Origin of the sequence: Chryseobacterium sp. 22458, from assembly GCF_052044975.1 — a bacterium.
Classification (GTDB): Bacteria; Bacteroidota; Bacteroidia; order Flavobacteriales; family Weeksellaceae; genus Chryseobacterium.
Map to the genome: position 1 here is coordinate 142,309 of NZ_JBQEOA010000002.1, position 20,695 is coordinate 163,003.

The 20,695-nt window shown below is 37.6% G+C and carries 19 protein-coding genes; 6 read left to right on the top strand and 13 right to left on the bottom strand.

The window, feature by feature from the left end; translation table 11 throughout:
* Positions 1 to 14: 14 nt before the first annotated feature.
* The 3 genes from ligD to ku form a co-directional block, all read right to left on the bottom strand.
* Entirely contained in the window at positions 15 to 1,889 is a 1,875-nt protein-coding gene (ligD, locus tag ACTJJF_RS07975) for a DNA ligase D (RefSeq protein ID WP_440699298.1), read from the bottom strand.
* A 71-nt stretch (positions 1,890 to 1,960) separates the two neighbouring features.
* Positions 1,961 to 2,566: a DNA polymerase ligase N-terminal domain-containing protein gene (locus tag ACTJJF_RS07980; protein ID WP_440699299.1), complete on the bottom strand. Its 606-nt coding sequence runs from the start codon at positions 2,564 to 2,566 to the stop codon at positions 1,961 to 1,963.
* Positions 2,566 to 3,351, bottom strand: a complete 786-nt coding sequence (gene ku / locus ACTJJF_RS07985; protein WP_276159478.1) for a non-homologous end joining protein Ku — start codon at positions 3,349 to 3,351, stop codon at positions 2,566 to 2,568. Before ku ends, ACTJJF_RS07980 begins: the two co-directional genes overlap by 1 nt.
* Positions 3,352 to 3,499: 148 nt before the next feature.
* On the opposite strand from ku, the gene ACTJJF_RS07990 reads away from it, so the two are divergent.
* Positions 3,500 to 4,069, top strand: a complete 570-nt coding sequence (locus ACTJJF_RS07990) for a Crp/Fnr family transcriptional regulator (protein WP_312303384.1) — start codon at positions 3,500 to 3,502, stop codon at positions 4,067 to 4,069.
* A 124-nt stretch (positions 4,070 to 4,193) separates the two neighbouring features.
* Positions 4,194 to 5,462: an adenylosuccinate synthase gene (locus tag ACTJJF_RS07995; protein ID WP_440699300.1), complete on the top strand. Its 1,269-nt coding sequence runs from the start codon at positions 4,194 to 4,196 to the stop codon at positions 5,460 to 5,462.
* A gap of 36 nt (positions 5,463 to 5,498) precedes the next feature.
* Here the strand turns inward: ACTJJF_RS07995 and ACTJJF_RS08000 are convergent, their stop codons facing one another.
* The 7 genes from ACTJJF_RS08000 to ACTJJF_RS08030 all read right to left on the bottom strand — a co-directional run bounded on the left by ACTJJF_RS08000 (position 5,499) and on the right by ACTJJF_RS08030 (position 13,684).
* Positions 5,499 to 6,101, bottom strand: coding sequence for a hypothetical protein (locus ACTJJF_RS08000; protein ID WP_312303388.1), 603 nt, complete (start codon positions 6,099 to 6,101; stop codon positions 5,499 to 5,501).
* Between the two features lie 187 nt (positions 6,102 to 6,288).
* On the bottom strand, positions 6,289 to 7,620 hold the full coding sequence (locus ACTJJF_RS08005) for a M12 family metallopeptidase (RefSeq protein WP_440699301.1): 1,332 nt from the start codon (positions 7,618 to 7,620) through the stop codon (positions 6,289 to 6,291).
* 480 nt (positions 7,621 to 8,100) lie between these two features.
* Positions 8,101 to 9,855 (bottom strand): aspartate--tRNA ligase, encoded by a 1,755-nt coding sequence (gene aspS / locus ACTJJF_RS08010; protein WP_440699302.1) that lies wholly within the window; start codon positions 9,853 to 9,855, stop codon positions 8,101 to 8,103.
* Positions 9,856 to 10,039: 184 nt separating this feature from the next.
* On the bottom strand, positions 10,040 to 12,220 hold the full coding sequence (locus tag ACTJJF_RS08015) for a S41 family peptidase (protein WP_440699303.1): 2,181 nt from the start codon (positions 12,218 to 12,220) through the stop codon (positions 10,040 to 10,042).
* Between the two features lie 214 nt (positions 12,221 to 12,434).
* On the bottom strand, positions 12,435 to 12,881 hold the full coding sequence (locus ACTJJF_RS08020; RefSeq protein ID WP_440699304.1) for an ankyrin repeat domain-containing protein: 447 nt from the start codon (positions 12,879 to 12,881) through the stop codon (positions 12,435 to 12,437).
* A 12-nt stretch (positions 12,882 to 12,893) separates the two neighbouring features.
* Entirely contained in the window at positions 12,894 to 13,097 is a 204-nt protein-coding gene (locus tag ACTJJF_RS08025; protein ID WP_440699305.1) for a helix-turn-helix domain-containing protein, read from the bottom strand.
* Positions 13,098 to 13,099: 2 nt separating this feature from the next.
* Positions 13,100 to 13,684 carry a DUF2975 domain-containing protein gene (locus tag ACTJJF_RS08030; RefSeq protein WP_440699306.1) on the bottom strand — a complete coding sequence of 195 codons (585 nt, stop codon included), beginning with the start codon at positions 13,682 to 13,684 and terminating at the stop codon, positions 13,100 to 13,102.
* A gap of 206 nt (positions 13,685 to 13,890) precedes the next feature.
* Between ACTJJF_RS08030 and ACTJJF_RS08035 the strand changes: the two genes are divergently transcribed.
* Positions 13,891 to 15,285 (top strand): MATE family efflux transporter, encoded by a 1,395-nt coding sequence (locus ACTJJF_RS08035; RefSeq protein ID WP_440699307.1) that lies wholly within the window; start codon positions 13,891 to 13,893, stop codon positions 15,283 to 15,285.
* Between the two features lie 202 nt (positions 15,286 to 15,487).
* The gene (locus ACTJJF_RS08040; RefSeq protein WP_440699308.1) at positions 15,488 to 15,607 is read left to right on the top strand and encodes a 30S ribosomal protein THX; all 120 of its coding nucleotides are present in this window, start codon (positions 15,488 to 15,490) and stop codon (positions 15,605 to 15,607) included.
* 61 nt (positions 15,608 to 15,668) lie between these two features.
* Here the strand turns inward: ACTJJF_RS08040 and ACTJJF_RS08045 are convergent, their stop codons facing one another.
* The 3 genes from ACTJJF_RS08045 to ACTJJF_RS08055 all read right to left on the bottom strand — a co-directional run bounded on the left by ACTJJF_RS08045 (position 15,669) and on the right by ACTJJF_RS08055 (position 18,174).
* On the bottom strand, positions 15,669 to 16,322 hold the full coding sequence (locus ACTJJF_RS08045; RefSeq protein ID WP_312303417.1) for a DUF937 domain-containing protein: 654 nt from the start codon (positions 16,320 to 16,322) through the stop codon (positions 15,669 to 15,671).
* 80 nt (positions 16,323 to 16,402) lie between these two features.
* Positions 16,403 to 17,662, bottom strand: coding sequence for a protein O-mannosyl-transferase family (locus ACTJJF_RS08050; RefSeq protein WP_440699309.1), 1,260 nt, complete (start codon positions 17,660 to 17,662; stop codon positions 16,403 to 16,405).
* A 2-nt stretch (positions 17,663 to 17,664) separates the two neighbouring features.
* The gene (locus ACTJJF_RS08055; protein WP_312303423.1) at positions 17,665 to 18,174 is read right to left on the bottom strand and encodes a DUF2480 family protein; all 510 of its coding nucleotides are present in this window, start codon (positions 18,172 to 18,174) and stop codon (positions 17,665 to 17,667) included.
* 146 nt (positions 18,175 to 18,320) lie between these two features.
* On the opposite strand from ACTJJF_RS08055, the gene lpxB reads away from it, so the two are divergent.
* Both lpxB and ACTJJF_RS08065 read left to right on the top strand, forming a co-directional pair.
* On the top strand, positions 18,321 to 19,424 hold the full coding sequence (gene lpxB, locus ACTJJF_RS08060; protein WP_440699310.1) for a lipid-A-disaccharide synthase: 1,104 nt from the start codon (positions 18,321 to 18,323) through the stop codon (positions 19,422 to 19,424).
* 41 nt (positions 19,425 to 19,465) lie between these two features.
* Positions 19,466 to 20,554, top strand: a complete 1,089-nt coding sequence (locus ACTJJF_RS08065) for a glycoside hydrolase family 99 protein (RefSeq protein WP_440699311.1) — start codon at positions 19,466 to 19,468, stop codon at positions 20,552 to 20,554.
* Positions 20,555 to 20,695: the final 141 nt, after the last annotated feature.

Here is a 20,695-nt window from a genome sequence, read left to right on the forward strand (position 1 = left end):
CTTTTTTATTTTGGTCAGTCAATATTCTGTAAAAACTCCAGTACCTCCATCATATCAATTCCTTTGCCTAATACAGGCTTAAACAGATCTCCTTTTTCTTTGATCCTATCCAGCGCATTATGAATGTTAAAATCTGTAGGCTTTAATCCCGGCTTCAGTTCGTCCCAATCCAAGGGCATGGAAACGGAAGCACCTTGTTTAGGTCGCAAACTATAAGCACTGGCCAGGGTTTGCCCGGTCCTGTTCTGAAGATAATCCAGATAAATTTTCTTTGGGTCTCTTTTTTGAAGACTCCTTTCCAGGGTGGTGATCTTCGGTATTTTTTCATTGACCTGTTTCATCAGAATGTGGGCAAAATCTTTTACCTGGTCAAAATCATAACGTCCACCCATGGGAATATAAATATGAATACCCGTACTTCCGGAAGTTTTACAATAGCCTTTTACGGAAACTGCATTTAAAACTTCATTCACCTGAAGGGCGGTTTCAATCACCTCATCAAAAGAATTTTTGGTGGAAGGGTCAAGATCTAAAACAAGATAATCCGGATGTTCCAGATCCGGTAAAGAACTGTTCCAGGGATTCATATCGATGCAGCCTAAATTATTCAGATAAGCTAAGGTTGCCTTATCATTACAGTAGATATAGTCTATATTTTTGTCATTCGATTCAGAATATACCTCAGTGGTTTTGATCCAATCCGGAATATGATCGCCTGCATCTTTCTGATAAAAACTTTGTTCTTCAATTCCATTGGGAAAACGATTGAGAGAAAGCGGGCGGTTCTTCAGATAAGGTAAAATATAAGAGGCAACAGATTGATAATATTCAATGACATCTCCTTTGGTGATTCCATCTTTTGGAAAATAAACCTTATCCTGATTCGTAAGTTTCACTTTATGTTTATTTAAGGTGATCTCTTTTTCTTTCTCAGCAGTTTGTGTTTTTTTGGAAGATGCTTTAGTTGTCATTTCTTTAGGTTTTTCGTTGAATGATGAGTTGTTGTTAATTTCTTCAGGTTCTTTATCTTCACGGAGGGTTATAAATACCGGATGACGGAAGATTCCGTCTTTGGTGATCTCAGAATATTTGATTTCACATACCAGTTCAGGTTTTGTCCAGGTTACAGGCATATTGGTTTTAGGAACAATTGTAAACGGAGAGGTTTTGATTACCAGTTTCTGAAGCCTTTCATACATCTCTTTTAAAGAAGCAGCATTGAACCCAGTTCCCGTATGACCGCAATAAGTCAGTTCTCCGTCAATATATTTTCCAAGAATCAAAGCCCCAAAACCTTTTCTTGAACCTCTGGGTTCCGTAAATCCGCAGATAATTACTTCTTCCGTATTGGAAAATTTGATTTTAAGCCAGTCACTGGTTCTGTGATTTTCCACATACTGACTATCCGCCCGTTTGGCGATCATACCTTCCAGTTTCATTTTTTTCATTTGCTCAAAAAATGCAATACCTTTTTCCGGAATATGTTCACAATATTTGATGACATCAGTTTCTACCAGTGCCTCTTTTAAAAGTTCCTTTCTTTGAATAAGTGGAAGTTCTTCTGTAGAATGGCCGTTCAGCCAGAGGAGGTCAAAAACCTGATAAACGAGAGCAAGATTGGGATTGTCCCCGATTTGCTGTAAAAGTTGAAAATTGGGTTTCCCCTGATCGTCATAGGCCACCACTTCACCATCCAGGATCATCTGATGCTTTTGTTGTTTAAAATCCTGGGCTATTTTGTCAAATTTCGGTATAAATGAAATGCCGTTCCGGGAGTAAAAAAGGGGAGTGTCCCGGCTGAGGTCTGCAATAGCCCTGTAGCCGTCCCACTTAATTTCAAAAACCCAGTTCTTATCATCAAATGCTTCTTCAGAAAGTCTGGCAAGCATGGGCCTGATAAAGGATTTTAATTTTTTTTCGTTAGTCAGGGAATTGAATTTCTGAAAGTGTTTTTCCGAAGTTATGACCTCTTTTTTTTGCTTTTTTTCAGGCTTTTTTTTTCCTCTAAAAATTGGGTGACCAAAGATTTTGGTGAGGTGTTTTCTTCAGCATCATAGGGACTTTCAGTAAATTCATCCTTATGTTTGATCAGGAGCCATGCATTATCTTCAGAGCTTTTCATTTTGACAAGGGCAAATTCCCCTTTAAGTTTTTTACCATGTAAAATAAATTTTAAAGAGCCTGCATGCAATTCCTTCAGCAGTTCCTTTTCATCAGAAAGTCTGGAATTTTCGTCTAATGGTTCATAAGTTCCGCTGTCCCATACCTCAACCTGTCCGGCTCCGTAATTTCCCTCAGGAATATTTCCTTCAAAATCTTTATAATCGTAAGGGTGATCTTCTACCATCATTGCCAGACGTTTGTCTTTAGGATCCAGTGAAGGACCTTTTGGTACTGCCCAGCTTTTCAGCACGCCTTCCATTTCCAGCCGGAAATCATAGTGAAGTCTGGTAGCGGCATGCCTTTGAATTACAAAAATAAGTTTGTCTTTACTTTTTTTTGTTTTTCCCTTGGGTTCGCTGGTCTCATCGAACTTACGTTTGCTGTGATAATCTTTAAGAGCCATTACGATGCAGATTTAGATTTGGAACTGTTCAGACTGGCCTTTAACTGAGCCATAAGGTCAATCACTTTACCTTCTTTGGCAGGAAGAGCTTTTTTGGCTTTGCTACTTTTACCTTTCGCTTTCTGCTTGATAATTTTCAACAAATCATCAGAATAGGTGTCTTTATACATGGCAGGATCAAAATCCTGAGAAAGCTGTTCAATAAGATTAATGGCCATTTTCAGCTCGGCAGGCTTAGGAGCTTTGTGAGCAGGAATTTTTAAATCCGAATAATCTCTGATTTCCTGATCAAATCTAAGACGGTTCAAAATCAGAATATCATTGTTATAAGGACGTATCATCCCAATGGCTTCACTTTCACGGAGAACAAATGTTCCTACACCTACCATTTGGGTCTCTTCAAGTGCCTTTAGCAAAAGTCTGTATGCGCTTTCACCATTTTTCTGCGGCTCAAGATAATAAGGCGTCTCAAAATAAACACTGTCTACTTCTTTTTCCTTTACAAACTGATCAATAGAAAGGATTTTTGTTTTTTCAGGGCTTGCAGCTTCGTAATCTTCCTCATCCAGAACGATGTATTTATCATCCATGAGATAACCTTTCACGATGTTTTCCCATTTTACTTCTTTTCCTGTATTTTCATTCACTCTTTTAAATCTGATGTTGGAATAATCGGATTTATCGAGCATATCAAGGTCCAATTTGCTGGTCTCCGTTGCAGAGTAAATCTTAACAGGAATATTTACTAAACCGAAGCCAATGGCGCCATTCCAGATTGCTTTCATTGTCTTACGTTTTTAAAAATCAAGCAATTAACATGCCGATAGAGCTTTGTGTGGTACGTGTTGTTAAGCTTTTTGCCAAATGACAATGGTTTTTCCGGACGACTTTTATACCTTTATCTTTCCGTAAATGGGCGGATACAGCAAAAACATGGAAGAGCTTTTTAACTACATCAAAAAATTCGGAATCCTGAATGCACAGGATGAGCTTTTGATTGCTAAAGGAATTCAGGAAATAACTGTTCAGAAGGGTGATCCCTTTATAGAAGCCGGAAAGGTAAGCCAAAGAATTGCTTTTGTGAAAGAAGGGGTTTTCCGGTCTTTATATTACAATAAGCAAGGGGATGATTTTACCCGGTATTTTATTTACGAAGGAAGATTCATCGGAGATTTCCAGGGCTTTACTGATCAGCTTCCTGCCCATGAATATATTGAAGCCATTACAGATGCCGTATTACTTGTGATAGATCTTAATACCTTTAAGATCCTGGAAGAAAAAATTACAATATGGCCGGTTTTATTTGCGAGAATTCATGGCTTTGTTGCAGAAAACAAACTTAAGGTGGCAAGCATTATGCTGAATCAGGATGCAAAATCCCGCTATATTCATTTTTTAAACCATTACCCCGGTCTGGCCAATAGGGTTCCGCAATCTATGCTGGCATCTTATCTGGGGATTACACCTTCGTCGCTGAGCCGGATCAGGAGAAATATAGTCTAGAATGATTGATGATGGCTTTTGGTCATTAATACATTTTCTATTTTCCAGTTCAATTCTCTTTTTGTCAAATGACAATGGTCTGCCTTCTGATCCTCCCTAGCTTTGTACCATAAAATTTTAAAATATGGATATTGTCTTGGGATTGCAGTGGGGAGATGAAGGTAAAGGAAAGTTTATTGATCTTATCAGTGAAAATTATGACATTACAGCCCGTTTTAACGGCGGATCTAATGCTGGACACAGTATAGAAAGAAACGGACGGAAAATAACGCTTAAAATGATTCCTTCAGGGATTTTTATGAAAGAGGTGCAGAACATCATTGGTACAGGAACGGTTCTTGATCCTGTAAGTTTTAAAAAAGAGATTCTGAATCTTCAGGCATTTGATCATACCGTTCAACCGGAAAAAAATATTATAATTTCTAAAAAAGCTCATGTGGTGATGCCTACGCATAAGCTTCTGGATGTATTTATGGAGGAAAATCCGGAATACACTACCATTGGAACTACAAAAAACGGTATTGCTCAGGCGTATTCCAATAAAATATTAAGACAGAATCTGAGAGTGGGAGATATCGGGTCTCCGGATTTTGAAAGCAGGGCATCACATATTCTCAAAAGAGATTACAAAATGCTGGAAGATGGGGGAATGATTGTGCTGCCTGCCTTAGAAGAAATCACTAAAGAATTTTTTGATGCAGTGGAATTCCTTAAAAAATTCACTTGTGCAGAAACTGAAATTTATCTTAATAAAGCCTTGGCTGAAGGTAAAAAAATATTGGCGGAAGGATCTCAGGCAACCATGCTGGATATTGATCATGGTACTTATCCGTATGTAACATCCTCTTCAACCACAGCTTCGGGGGCAAGCAGCGGATTAGGAGTTTCACCGAAAAAGATCGGTGAAATTTACGGAATAGCCAAAGCTTATTGTACAAGAGTAGGGAACGGAGCTTTTCCAACGGAACTTTTAGACGAATTTGGAGATGATCTCAGAATGAAAGGCAATGAATTCGGTTCCAATACAGGCCGCCCACGAAGAATAGGCTGGCTGGATCTTCCTGCACTGAAGTATGCGGTAATGATCAACGGTGTGACTCAGCTTGTTCTGACCAAAGCAGATGTATTGAGCGGGTTGAAATCAGTAGCTGTCTGTACGCATTATGAACTGAACGGTGAAAGTATCCCTGTTTCCGGTACACTTCCCGAAAATGCCCAGCCTGTATTGAAATGGATGGAAGGATGGAACGCCGATTTTTCCAATATGAAAAGTGCTGCTGAGCTGCCGCAGGAAATAATCAGTTTCTTATCGTTTCTGGAAGCAGAACTGGAAATTCCTGTAGGGTATCTTTCTACGGGGCCTGGAAGAGAGCAGATGATAAAAATGAAATGATTTTACCAATAAAGAAAGCGGGACTGAGTTCCGCTTTTATTTTTTCCAGTTGTGAAGAAACTCAAGATCAAGATAGTAATTTCCGGGAATATATTTGTCAAAATAAACCGTTGTTGAAAAGTGCTGATTCTTAAAAATTTCTTTTAAAGTTACCTTATCAACATTAGTAAATGCTGTAAGCAATCGGATAGAATTCCCTTCTGTATATTCTACGGTGATTTTGGTTTTTACAAATTCAATATCGTCTTTATTGTAAGAGATATTGACATAATCATTTTGGTCTTTTCCTACACCAAAAACAAAATTTTCTATCATAGCATTTCTCAAATCTACAAGACCACAGATTTTGTACCGTTTTATATCCTCAATGATAAGGTCTTTATTGAAATTTTCCAGTGGAAATCCCTTTTCACTGGCAATAGTCGAATGAATATAATAATAAACAGGAGCAAGCATAAGAATTCCGATTACAAAATAGCCTGCTTTAAAATCTAAACTATCTTTATATTTTGAATAGCCAATTCCGTGAAATAAGAAAAAAAGACCAACTAACCAGATGACGGCGATTGCAATGGTCCATGGTGTCCATTTTTTGTTTTTAGGGAGTGGATTGCTTGTCTTTTCCTCTGAATTATTCATCTGTCGAATTTTCTCTATTGATATATAAAAAAGCAGGGTAAATACCCCGCTCTAATATATGCTTTTAAATTCAATTGTAATACGTTCATTATGCTGCACACCTGGAATAGAAACAGGTGAATCAATCATTACATGAATTGTTCTTAGGAAACTTATTTTCTAACCTGTTTATTTAAGTTATAAAAGTTTAGTTAACTTTTGTAAGTTTAAAGCGTTGCTTTGTAGAAGGCTGAACCGTTTGGTCTGTAGTGCCGATTACAATTGGGGTAAGGTTGGTCGTTAAGCCATCTTTTACCTCTAGTCTCAATGCCGGTGCATTTTTGGGAGCGAATCCAAAGCCATTGTTTCCAAGATTGAATAATAGCCATTTCTGAGAATCTGTATTGGAATTGGTTCTTAATTCAACAGCAGTTCCATTCGTTGTTCCGCCACCTTTTACAGTTAACACCTTTGAAGGATCCAGTATAGATTTGATGATATAATATCCATGATCTGATTTGCTGAAAGTAAATCTCTGGTTATTCCCAGTAGAAGCGGAATACAAAATTATACTGGTACCGTCTGTCGTGGAACTTCCGGTAACATCTACATTTTTATCATTCACTAACGCTGTTGCCATTGTATAAGTTCCGTCGATTGCAGAGGAGGCATTAACAGGCCCATACAAATGATTTATTCCGGCATAATCACCGGCAGATAATCCTGTCCTTTGCTTGGTAAAAGTGGAACCGTCCAGCTTAGTCATTACAGGCTGGCTCGGGTCTATGGCAAAATCTGTAGATTGATACATCATGACTGAACCGAAATCAAATGCACCGTGGCCTGCATAATCATTATAAAGATTGAAGTTATGACGGCTTCCTTCCACGGCTTTGTTAACATCTACAATAATATACTGATCTCTATCTGGGCGACACTGTTCATGCATGATTCCCATAGAATGCATTACTTCGTGAGCAATAATTGCGGGGTAAGTAATATTATAGATTTTGATACCGTTAACTCTGTTTTTTTGCCATCCAAGCGGAGAACTGTTGGATGTTGTATAAGTAAAGGTGATGTATTCTGTTTGATTGGTACGTTCAACAAACTGAACACTGGTTTGAGAAGAGATCATATCAAACGCTTTGTTGATATTGGTAAGGAACGTATTGTAATTCTGAGTGCTCATAGTTCCCTGGCTGGGTAATGTATAGTAGACTGTGGCATCCGGCCATGTCTTAATAAATGAGCTTACAATTGTGCTTTTTTCTGCTGTGGATATTTCGGAATTTGCCTGAGTCTTTAAATTATTAAACTGCTCGGAGCTAATAGTAATATCATCTGCATAAAAATATTCACCATTTATTTCATTAACATAGGTGTATTTTCCGTCAATTAATAATTTGTGAATCTTTGTATTGCCCAGATTCGTTGTTGTCTGATCTATTGAATCTGCCTGTGCATTTTCAATATCCGATCTACATGAATTCAATGCCAGAAGAAGGCATCCTGATAAGAGTAATAGTTTGCTTTTCATATTATTTATATTGGTTGATGATCAGGTTTTAAATATGAACAGCTATATTATTACCCTACCCAAAAGATTATTAAAATTAATCAATTCTTAAGTTTGACTAAATCCTTCATTATAATCCAGCTGTGTGTTGTAAATATATTAATAAAAGATTATGTTTGTATATAACATAATATAATGATTATTTTGTTGTTGTTTTAATTGATAAATGTATTTATTTCGTTAATTATTTTGTTGTGTTTTATTTTTTACTAGCGAATAACAAATTAAGTTATTTCACTAATAATTGACATGCGGGTCGAAACCATACTTTATACCAGCATAAAGTTTATTCTATTAATAAATTGATAAAGTGTAATGAAATCTTTAGGGTTATGAACTCCAGATAATGCTGCCTTATGAATAATTATTTCATAAGATTTATATTGAAGATTTCTGTAATTGAGGATATAAAAAAAGCGGGGCAAATACCCCGCTTTACATTTATGCTTTTAAATCTAATTTTAATTCTAATTCATCAAGCTGTGCGTCAGCAATGGAAGCCGGAGCATCAATCATGACATCTCTTCCTGAATTGTTCTTAGGGAATGCGATATAATCTCTGATCACTTCGTTTCCATCAAGGATCGCTACCAGACGGTCAAACCCGAATGCCAAACCACCGTGTGGCGGAGCTCCGTATTTGAAGGCGTTCATTAAGAATCCGAACTGAGCTTCAGCTTCTTCTTTTGAAAATCCCAACAGGTCAAACATTTTAGACTGAAGATCTCTGTCAAAGATTCTGATAGATCCACCTCCGATTTCGTTTCCGTTCAGTACCATATCGTAAGCGTTGGCTCTTGCTTTTCCAGGATCTGTTTCCAGTAAGTGGATATCTTCAGGTTTCGGAGACGTGAAAGGGTGGTGCATTGCATGGTATCTTTCAGTATCTTCATCCCATTCCAATAGAGGGAAGTCAACTACCCAAAGAGGGGCAAATACATTTCCTTTTCTTAATCCCAAACGGTTTCCTAGCTCCATTCTTAATGCAGAAAGCTGAGCTCTTACTTTATTTTCGTTTCCTGAAAGAATCAACATTAAATCACCTTCTTTAGCGCCGAATTTTTCAATGATTTTTGCGAGATCTTCTTCGTTGTAGAATTTATTGACTGATGAGGTTTTCACTCCGTCATTCTGGAATTTTATCCAAACCATTCCTGAAGCCCCGATCTGAGGACGCTTTACCCAATCAACAAGTTCGTCGATTTGTTTTCTTGTATAGTCTGCACATCCTTCTACATTGATCCCGACAACTAATTCAGCGTCATCAAATATCTTAAAGTCTTTTCCTTTTACCAGTTCATTCAGTTCTACGAACTCCATTCCGAAACGGATATCCGGTTTGTCGTTTCCGTATTTTCTCATCGCATCTGCAAAAGTCATTCTTGGGAAATCTCCGAATTCCTGACCTGTAATATCTTTTAAAAGCGTTTTGGTCATTCCTTCAAAAACATTCATCACGTCTTCCTGCTCTACGAAAGCCATTTCACAGTCGATCTGTGTAAACTCCGGCTGTCTGTCTGCTCTTAAATCCTCATCACGGAAACATTTTACAATCTGGAAGTACTTATCCATTCCCCCTACCATCAATAGCTGTTTGAAAGTCTGCGGAGATTGTGGCAATGCGTAAAACTGTCCCGGGTTCATTCTGCTTGGGACCACAAAGTCTCTTGCCCCTTCAGGTGTCGATTTGATCAGAACAGGAGTTTCTACTTCAATAAAACCTTCTTCAGATAAATAATTTCTTACTTTCTGAGCCATCTTGTGACGGAAGATCAGTTTATCTTTTACCGGATTTCTTCTGATATCCAGGTAACGGTATTTCATTCTTAATTCTTCACCTCCGTCAGTTTCATCCTCTATCGTGAAAGGAGGAAGCTGAGAATCATTAAGAATCGTTAATTTCTCTACTAAAATTTCAATTTCCCCAGTTGGAATATTAGGATTTTTGCTGACTCTTTCAATAACTCTTCCTGTCGCCTGAATCACAAATTCACGTCCTAATTTTTTTGCTTCTTCCATAAGTGCTGCAGAAGAACGCTCCTGGTCAAAAACCAGCTGGGTAATTCCGTAACGATCCCGAAGATCTACCCAAATCATAAATCCTTTATCACGGATAGTCTGTACCCATCCTGATAGTGTAACTTCTTCATTCAGATTTTTCAGAGATAATTCTCCGTTGGTGTGTGATCGAAACATAATTATTTGTTTAAAGTTCAATGTTTAAGGTTCAGTTCCGAACCTTGAATTTTTCGTTGGCAAAGATAAGATTTTTGCAGGTTTTATAAATAAAAAACTTCCGAAAGGAAGTTTTTTTGAATTTGTTTTTTACTGATAAAAGAATAACTGAAGATGTCTGAGTCCTTCTAAGGCAGTTTGAGAATTAGCTTTTGATCCACTCAAGAGCTTTATCCAGTACCTCATCTTTACCATTTTTGATTCCTTCTACTGTAGGTTTAATCTCTACATCCGGAACAATTCCGGTTCTCTGGGTTTCTGTTCCGTCCGGGTAATAAATTCCGATACCACTGATCATGGTTGAAATATTTCCTGGAAGGAGAATTCTTGAAACATTTCCATCAGCACCTGCCGTTGTAGAACCAAAAACTTTTGAGTTGGGAGCCGTCCTGAAAGCCATTGTATGATATTCTGCACTACTTTGCGTAGTTTCATTGATGAGAATTGCAATTTTTCCTTTATAATGCTCAGGTCCGTTTCCTTCTACGCCAAGATTTGGAGTAAATGTAAAAAGTCCCGGCATCTGGTTGGTGGTTTGAGTGAACTTTACAAAATCCGAAGAATCCTTTTTTAATAATTTCCCCATAGAAAACACAACAAAATCAGATGGATAGCTTCTTAAGTCAATTACAATTCCTTTGGTATTCCTGAGTTTGTCGAAGCTCTCGGAAAGCTTTTTACCGTCAGCACTTCCCATATAAAAATAACCGGTTTGGTTATCCAGCATTTTAAAAAAATCTTTTGGTTCTTTTTTAATATTGAGTTCTTTAGGTTCAAACGTTTTTACAGCCAGACTTTCCGTTTTTCCGTTTCTGGAAATCTTAATATTCATTGTTTCCGAATTGCTTCTCAACAATTTTCTTGCAATATCTCTCAGTTGGGTAGCGTAATTGGAAGCAGGACTTATTTTCAGCATTTCCTTTACGATATGATCTACCGGTTTTCCGTTAATTTCTGTGATGATGTCTCCTGTCTGCAGTCCGGATTCTTTACCAAGCTGATCATTGATATAGCTGCTTACTACTGCTTTATTCTCTGCGAAGGTAAGTTTTACAGGAACATGTCTTGCTCCGAAATACTTGTCCAATGCCTTGTTAGATCCCCATACGTTTGCATGAGTGTCATGAATTCTTGCAATAATCTCTAAAGCGGCAAGCGTATAATCGGTCTCATTTTTTGCGTCGGCAAATTTGGGAATAAACTCGGGTAGCACTTCTTTCCAGTCTTCCCTGATGAGGTTTTTGTACGGGAAATAATACTGAATGATGTTCCAGTATTTGTAAAGCGAAAGAAGACGGAAACCTGCATCCGGATATGCTTCATTCTCGTAAGGCTTTTCATTGCTGAAATCAGGATTTCCAATATTATCATAGAAGTCTACATAATAATTTGCCTTAGGTCTTTTAGCATCTTTGAGCTGAAGAAGAAGGTCGGAAAGTTCTTTTGAAAACCCTGAATTGGTGATCCAGTTGAGATCTGGGGCTATCTTTACTTTTTTTGTATCGAAGGTGAATTTCTCGGTTTGAAATGTTCCCAGACCTTTGATCCAGTCTGCCAGGATCTCATCTCTCTGTTTCGCTGAAGCGCCACTGATTTTAGGTAAGATCCTGAAAAGCTCATAATCCCAGTTATATTTTCCTCCGGCTACATTGGGATGATAATATTTCAGATATCCCCAGATCAGACCCAGATTTTTTAGATTATCCATATTCTTTTTACCGGTATCAATACTGCTTATTTTTGAACCTTTATCAAATTCGTGATCAAGATCGGCATTCACCTGTGGCTTCTGAAAGGCTACAGCATCCTGAATATCTTTTCCATCAATGCTTATTCTGATATTATCAAACCATGCTTTTCCTTTGCCTGTAAAAAGAGTTCCGATTACAATTTTTTTTGAGTTTTCGGGAGAGAGGGTAAGGGTAGTTTCATATTTCGTCCATGGAGTTGTCCCTTTTATATTTTTGCTTTGCATATTGTCAAAGCCGACTTTGGGATCTATCCGCATCCAGATTCCTGCAAATCCGTCAGTAAGGTTTTCTGTTTTGATATAACCGGAAATGGTGATCTTTTTTCCTGCATAGTTTTCAGGAAGTGTATACATGAGTCCTGCCATACCTTTCACGGTAGATTGTGCAAGAACGGAGTATTGCCCATCCTGTCTTTCTTTATTATCAACAGAAATCGTTGCCGGGCTGTCTCCAATGATGCTCCATGATTTCGGCAGATTGTTTTCAACATTTTCGAAGCTTAAATTATCAATTTTACTTTGTCCCTGGTATGCGAAAGGCAGAAGCATCAAAAATGTGATGATGTTTTTTTTCATGGTATTTATTTTTGCCAAATCTAGTGAGTTAAATAATTTATCAGCTATTCCAGAGTAATTTTTAAGTAAATTTTATCAATATAAATTTATGCTTTAAGAGAATTTTAACAAATTGATCTTTGTTAAATGGTAGGTTTGAATAACAACTGACTGTTAAATAATAAAAAGCTCCCGATCACGGACCGGGAGTTTATAGTAGATAATATACGAAATATTATTCCAGAAGTTTGATGATTTCCGGTTTTTCATACTTTTTTGCATAATCCAGTGCTGTATATCCTCTATCGGTTTTGGTATCTTTTTGGGCTCCCTTGGTTAAGAGTTTTTTGGCCATTTCAGTATTACCGTACTTTGCAGCAAACATTAGCGGGGTCTTTCCATCACAGGTTTTTTCCAGATCTGCTTTTTCATCAATCAGTTTTTGAAATACTTCTTTGCTGTTCATTTTGATGGCTAATCCTAAGAGGGTGTATGCTGTATTTTCTATAGGGTAACATGCATTGATATTTTCTTTATTGACTAAAGCTGCAAAGTAGGCTGTATTGTCGTACTTTAACATTTGCTTGTGGTCATTGGTAAGTTCCTGGCCGTAAATACAATGAGCAAGAATAATCCCGATAATAAGACATATTTTCTTTTGAAATACTTGTGTACGTTTCATGGTGTTTTATTTTTATAGTTTAAATTCTAGTATATCGCCTGGCTGGCATTCTAAGGCTGTGCAGATGGCTTCCAGAGTGGAGATCTTAATTGCCTTTGCTTTTCCGTTTTTTAGAATGGAGAGGTTAGCCTGCGTGATTCCGATTTTTTCGGCCAGTTCCTGAGACTGCATTTTTCGTTTGGCAAGCATCACATCTATGTTGATAATAATGGGCATAATTATATGGTTAGGTCATTTTGGGTCTGCAGTTCATATCCTTTTTTAAAGAATTCCATGATAAAAAGTATGATGATTCCTGTGACGAAATGGAGTAATACCTGCATGGGATCAATACTGTAAAGAGACTGTTTCAGAAAGTAAAGAATGAGACAGTATATAGGTATGAACAGGATGTTGAGTACTGCAAACTTTTTCAGATCCCGGATCACTTCAACATTAAAAATAAGATCATGACTCATCCCTTTAAATATTCTGAACAGATAAAAGGTAAATGTACTGTAGAACCCAAGGAAAAATACAATTGAAATAAAACTGTGCCATGTATAGCTTCCCATAGTTATAGCATCAGTAAACGGCATACTGAACCGGAAATTCAGCGAATCCGGCGCCTCTTTTACTTCTCCGTTACTGAGGTTTCCAACCATAAAAATATCAGAAAAATAATAGGTTCCATTGTGAAGGTTGATATAAGAGATGATAAAACCGAAGACCATATAACCTAAATACAGAAGCTGAACGATGCATCCGATCAGTAATATTTTATTTAAAATGGTAGACAGAGATTTGTTGCCAATTAATTTCATAGTTGTTATTTTGTTGTAAATGTATAAAAATTTATTGTATTACAATAAAAAATTATTGTAAAATAGAATTTCTTATTTTTTGTATTTTTTTAAGGATGTAAAAACTGAAGTCCTTTCAACAGAGATTAATCTTTTAAAAAACTTTTCATATGCCAATTTGCAATTGGTTTTGAATCAATACTTTTGTCATACAAATCACAAAGATTATGACACGATACCTTGATTTTTTGAAGAAGGCCTTTAATGGAGAAGATACTGATTACACAAAGGTAAATATCAGAAGTGCAGTTTTACTTTTGGCAATACCGATGATGCTTGAAATGGCTATGGAATCGGTATTTGCTCTGGTTGATCTGTATTTCGTAGGACATCTGAAAGAAAGCGGTTTTGCAATTCAGACGGTAGGGCTTACAGAGTCAGTACTTTCTGTGATGTATTCTATAGCCATCGGGATGAGTATGGCGGCTACAGCTCTGGTAGCAAGAAGAATTGGTGAGAAAAATCCGGAACAGGCATCCAGAAGTGCTGCGCAGGTATTATTGGTTTCGGTTGCGGTCACATTGATCCTGAGTTTACTGGGAGTAATATACGCAGAAGAAATTCTTATTCTGATGGGGGCAAGACCTGAAGCTGCAGCATATGGAAAAGATTTTACAAGGATTATGATGGGGAGCAGCACCATTATCATGCTGCTGTTTCTGATCAATGGTATTTTCAGAGGGGCCGGAAATGCAACCATTGCTATGAAAAGTTTATGGATTGCCAATATTGCCAACATTATTCTTTGTCCGGTTCTGATAAAAGGCTTCGGTCCGGTTCCTGCGATGGGGCTTACGGGAGCTGCATTGGCTACAACAATAGGAAGAAGTATAGGAGTAATTTATCAGTTGTATCATTTGCTGGTAGCAGATACCCAGATCCGTATCAGGCTTGCTTATTTTAAACCGGATTATGGTTTGATTCAGTCTATTATCAAAATTGCAACTCCCGGAATCTTTCAGTTTGTGATTGCTTCATGCAGCTGGATTTTCCTTGCAGAACTTGTTGCTACAACAGGTGGTGAAAATGCTTCGGCCGGTTATCAGACAGCATTGAGACTGATGATGTTTTTTATGCTTCCTGCATGGGGACTGAGCAATGCGGCTTCTACACTGGTCGGACAGAATATGGGTGCCAACGAAATGCTGAGAGCTGAGCAGTCTGTAATGAAAACGGTGAAATATAATGTGATCTTCATGTTGACCGTGAGTTTGATATTTATCCTCTTCAGCAATTTTCTGGTCAGTTTCTTTACCCAGGAAGCAGAGATTAAAAGTTTTGCCCAGAATGCCCTTCACATTATGAGCACGGGGTTTATCTTCTATGGTATCGGGATGGTAATGATCAATGCTTTCAACGGGGCAGGAGATACCTGGACCCCGACATGGGTGAACCTCTTCGGATTCTGGCTTTTCCAGATTCCTTTGGCTTATTTCCTTTCAAAATATCTGGGAATGGGACCTAAGGGTGTTTTTATTTCGATTCCGGCAGCAGAGACTTTAATTACTATCGTTGCATTTGTTTTATTTAAAAGAGGAAAATGGAAAACCATTAAAGTTTAGAAGGAATAGACACTGTAAATTGATCAAATGAAAATATGAATCATTATTTATAGAATTGTCAGATAATTATATTCCTGCCGGCAATTCTCCTTCTATCTTCCAGCATCCATCTTCCTACTTTTTATAAAATTTTAACAGCCTGGTTTCTTGGCTTTTTAATCCATATTTTCTAAATTCGTCATAACAACAAATATTTATTACTATGGGAAAAGGAGACAAAAAATCCAGAAGAGGAAAGATCAATTCCGGAAGTTATGGAAAGAGAAGACCGAGAAAAGCTTCAAAATCTTTTGTGACGACAGAAGAAAAATCTAAAAAGTAATGACAATAAAAAAGACCAAAGAAAATCTTCTTCGGTCTTTTTTTTATACAAATTAAATTAATTATTTTCCAAAAATATTTCCAAGAATGCTGCCTAAGCCGCCGCCTTGCTGTTGCTGGTTTCCACCGCCACCCAGCACACTTCCCAGAATATCATTCAAAGGATTGCCTGAAGACTGAGATTGTCCGCCACCTAAAACACTTCCCAGAATGTCATTTAAAGGATTTGACTGCTGAGCCTGAGCCTGGTTGGATGCATTACCCAGAATTCCCCCTAAAAGATCACCAAGACCTCCTGCTCCTACATTGCTCTGCTGTTTTTGCTGTCCGATGTATCCCATTACTACAGGTGCCAGCATGGCAAGAATAGGGCCTATCTTATCAATGGAAATTCCTGTATTCTGTGATAGTTGGTTTTCTACACTGCTTTTCTGACCTCCAAAAATATGGTCAAGGATCGATCCGCCTTCAGCCTGTCTTGCTTCAACTTGTGAAGGATCATCTAAGATACTGCCGTTATGGTCTTTATCTAAAGCGTTATTTAAAGCTTCTGCTTCTTTGGCGTCCTGAGACTTGTTTCTAAGGTAAGAAATAATAAGAGGGGCAGCTACAGCCAATAGGGCAATAACCTGATTTCTGCTGATTCCGAATTTATTTTCAGCCTGTTCAGCAACCTGGTTGCTAGTATTCCCTGTAAGTAGGTCAATTAAACTCATTTTTGTGTTTGTTAAGTATTAAGTGAACCAAAGTTATCAAAAAATATGCCTTACAAAATACCTCCGCTTCATAATTATTGTTAAAGTTTTCTGATCTGCTCGTCAGTGTATCCTTTGCTTTTCAAAACCATGATATATTCTTCGGCACTCCTTGTCATCCACTCAATAGGTTCGGGAGCTTCTTTTTTATCCAGGGTAAAGCCTACAATTCCTGCATTATTGTACATCCATGGGAGTAAATAATACGCAAGTCCTCCTTTATAGCTTTTGAAATGATCAGTTTCTTTACCTTTTTCGGTAAACAAAACGATGTTGTAGGAAAGGAGATATCCTAAAGGAATAAGAAGGCATATCCATGAGAATCTTCTGAACCCGGCATATTGTACAGAAGACAACCCATAGCCTATGGAAAGGGCAAAAATTACATTAAAGGGGAGAAAAAATACATAATTGTCTGAAACCGCATAGAATGTTGAAAAACCGTACACACATACAGCTCCTGTAAAGAAAACATAAAACATTCTCCTATGGGCTTTATACAACATAATCACACCCGCTATTCCGAAAAATACGAACAGATTAAAATTATGAACAAGGTAAGCCAGTGAAATGAAAAAATCTTTTACATACTGCAAAGGAGCTTTTTTTAAAGAGTTTTCCACCCAGTTTCCCTGGGGTGACGAATAAGGCGAGTTTAGTGGTAATCCCTGTGCTGTATTTACAATGAACAAAGATGAAAATAATACGATGAAAATAAGCAGGGAAGTATAGGCATACTTTTTTTCATGCCTGAAATAAAAAAGGAAAACAAGCAGGGACGGAATAAGCAGGATATTCTGAATATGTACCCAAAGGCCAATCCCTAAAAAGAGGCTGCTGAGTATAATGTACTTATTTTTATTTTCTGCAAAAACCTTTATCATAGAAAAGAAAAAAAGGCTTACCCATAAAGTATTGTAAGTGTAGACCTCTACAATTTCTGCATTTCTCCAGAAAGAAAAGCTGAACCCGAACACAACAGCTGCAGTGACGGCAACCCAGTCTTTTCTGATCAGGTTTCCAAGGGTAATGTAAATCACAGAAACCGTTGCTGCTCCAGAGGTAACGACTACAAACCGGCTGGCCTCTATCGCATTCAATCCCGTGAGAAGTTTTACTAAAATAACAGTATTGTTATATAAAAAATGACTGGTGGCATCAGCGGTTGGTACCCAGATTTCTTTTTCTGCCGTCAGCACAAATCCTACACAATCTGCAAAAGGAATTCTTGTGAAACTCCCCATATAATAAATTCCCAGAAAGACAATAAATATGAATAATGCAGATAGATATTTATTCATTCTTAATTCTTTACAATAGGAACATTAGAGCAGGCTTCACCGAACATCAGTGATTTAACAAGAGGCTTAAGCTGTTCCACCAGTTCTATATAAGCATTTTCAGGAATTTCTTTGTCTGAGCAGCCTTTCACCAGGACCCTTTTACCCGTCATATCACTGAAGTCATAGGTCTGTATGGCATTGTGCATGAGGATAACCTCAAGGTCCTCACGGTTCCCGAAAACAATCTTTTTGGCAACATCCGTAAGCTTTGCAGTAAGTACAAAATAAGCCCAAAGTGGAATAATGGTATCCACAGAATTGTAAATATAAATATAAGTGTTTTTATAGTCGTCCACATTGATGGCTTCTACCTTTTCACGGAAATCTTTTTCCTTAAGGATCATTTCCTGAAACAGAAAATCTTTAAGATCTATCCCCTTTCTTTCTCCTTTTGGAACTAAGGTAGACAGGTCAAAATTGATAAGACCGCTTTCGGCAACTTTATTTCGGATTTCAAATTCTTCTGACATTTTTATCATTATCTTTGAACAAATTTACGAATTAAGATCATATCTATTTTAATTTGTTCTCTATCCCTGCCATAGAAATCTCACATGATTCCGAATCATCTGAGGTTCTGAAGGCACAAAAAACAAATAATAAGATTTCGGAAGAAATGAAATATTACATTATTGCAGGAGAAGCTTCCGGTGATCTGCACGGAAGTAATTTAATGAAAGCCTTGAAACAGAAAGATCCGGATGCGGAGTTCAGATTTTGGGGTGGAGATCTGATGAAGGCTCAAGGAGGAACATTAGTCAAACACTACCGGGACCTGGCATTTATGGGATTTCTGGAAGTGGTAATGAACCTGCGTACGATCCTGAATAACATCAAATTCTGTAAAGAAGATATTCAGAACAACAAACCTGATGTGCTGATCCTGGTAGATTATCCAGGTTTTAATTTAAGAATTGCCCGTTTTGCAAAAGAACTGGGAATTAAAGTAGTGTATTATATTTCTCCACAGCTTTGGGCATGGAAAGAAGGCAGGGTAGAAATCATCAAAAAATATGTGGATGAAATGATGGTCATTCTTCCGTTTGAAGAAGATTTTTACCGTAAACATGGCGTACATTCTCATTTTGTAGGACATCCTTTGCTGGATGCTATTTCGGATCTGAAAGAAATCAGTATTGAAGGATTTAAGTCTGAGAACGGACTGAATGAAAAAGAAATTATTGCTCTTCTGCCGGGATCCAGAAAACAGGAAGTGGAAAAAATGCTTGAAATCATGCTTTCCGTAAGACCGCATTTTAAAAACTACCAGTTTGTGATTGCCGGAGCACCAAGCCTTCCCAAAGAGTTTTACGAGAAATATGTGGATGATAATGTACATTTTGTTTCTAACAGGACGTATGATCTGTTGCGATGCTCAAAGGCTGCTCTTGTCACCTCAGGAACCGCTACCTTGGAAACCGCTCTGCTGAATATTCCTGAAGTGGTTTGCTACCGCGGAAGCAAAGTTTCTTATGCCATTGCTAAACGACTGGTTAAAAATATCAATTATATCTCACTTGTGAACCTGATCATGGATCGGGAAGTAGTGAAAGAACTGATCCAGAATGATTTGAATACCAAAAACCTTGTCGCTGAACTTCAAAAGGTTTTGGAAGGCGAAAAAAGAGAACAGGTTCTCTCAGACTACGCCCTTTTAAGAGAAAAATTGGGTGGGAAAGGTGCCAGTGATCATGCTGCCGATGTTATTTTGAAAGTTTAAGTTTTGTAACTGTTTTTGAGATTTTAAATCCACTTTTTACTATGAATTATTTTAGCCGGTTTCTGTTATTCGCTGTATTTGCGTTTTTCTTCTCTCAAACCTCTGCGCAGGATAAAAGCAGGGATCAGGTTCAGATCTTTTACTATGGCTGGTATGGAAATCCGCAAACTGATGGAAGTTATTCCCATTGGAACCATGAGATTCTTCCTCACTGGAAAGATCCCAAATGGAATAATCTCGGGCATTATAAAGGCGGTGACGATATCGGAGCAAATTTTTATCCGGCCTTGGGGAATTATAGCTCCAACGATGCCAGCATCATTGAAAAGCATATGAAAATGATTAAGCAATCCGGAGCAGGAGTAGTGGTGATCAGCTGGCTGGGTAAAGATTCCTTTACTGATAAAAGTACCAGGAAATATCTCGATATTGCAGACCGTTTTGGTTTGAAAATAGCTTTTCATATAGAACCGTTCTACAAAAATATCACAGAATTTAAAGATCAGATCGCCTATCTCATCAAAACATATTCTTCTCATCATGCCTTTTATAAAAAATCCGGGAAACCATTGCTGTATGTTTATGACAGCTATAAGATTCCTAAAGAAGAATGGGCAAAAATTTTATCAAAAGAAGGAAAAGAAACACTTAGAAATACTCCATTGGATGCGTTGTACATCGGATTGTGGGTAGAACAGAATGATTCTGCATTCTTTGATACTGCAGGGTTTGACGGTTTTTATACCTATTTTGCGAGCGAAGGCTTTGTATTCGGGAGTACAACAGCCAACTGGAAGTTTCTTGCAGACTATGCAAAAGACCATCATTTGATTTTTATTCCATGCGTGGGACCAGGTTATTCAGATACCCGGATAAGGCCATGGAATGAAACTAATTTTAAAGACAGAAACGGAGGTAAATATTACGAAAATATGTTTGATGCGGCTATTAAAGTGAAACCTGATTTTATCGGGATCACTTCGTTCAATGAATGGCATGAAGGAACTCAGATAGAACCTGCCGTTCCTAAAAAGGTTGGAGATTTTACTTATGAAGATTACGGGAAAGATCCATGGTTTTATATCAAAGAAACGAAACGACTGACGGATAAGTTTCTGAAAGTGGAATAATTTGAATTTAAATGTTATTTTAACAGCAAAAAATCAAGCGTTCTATTGGCGGTTTTATCTGCTAAATTATATTTAATCAGCGATTACAGAGATAGCAATAAAAGGGAGAATTTCATAATTTGGTCATACAAATGATTGGAA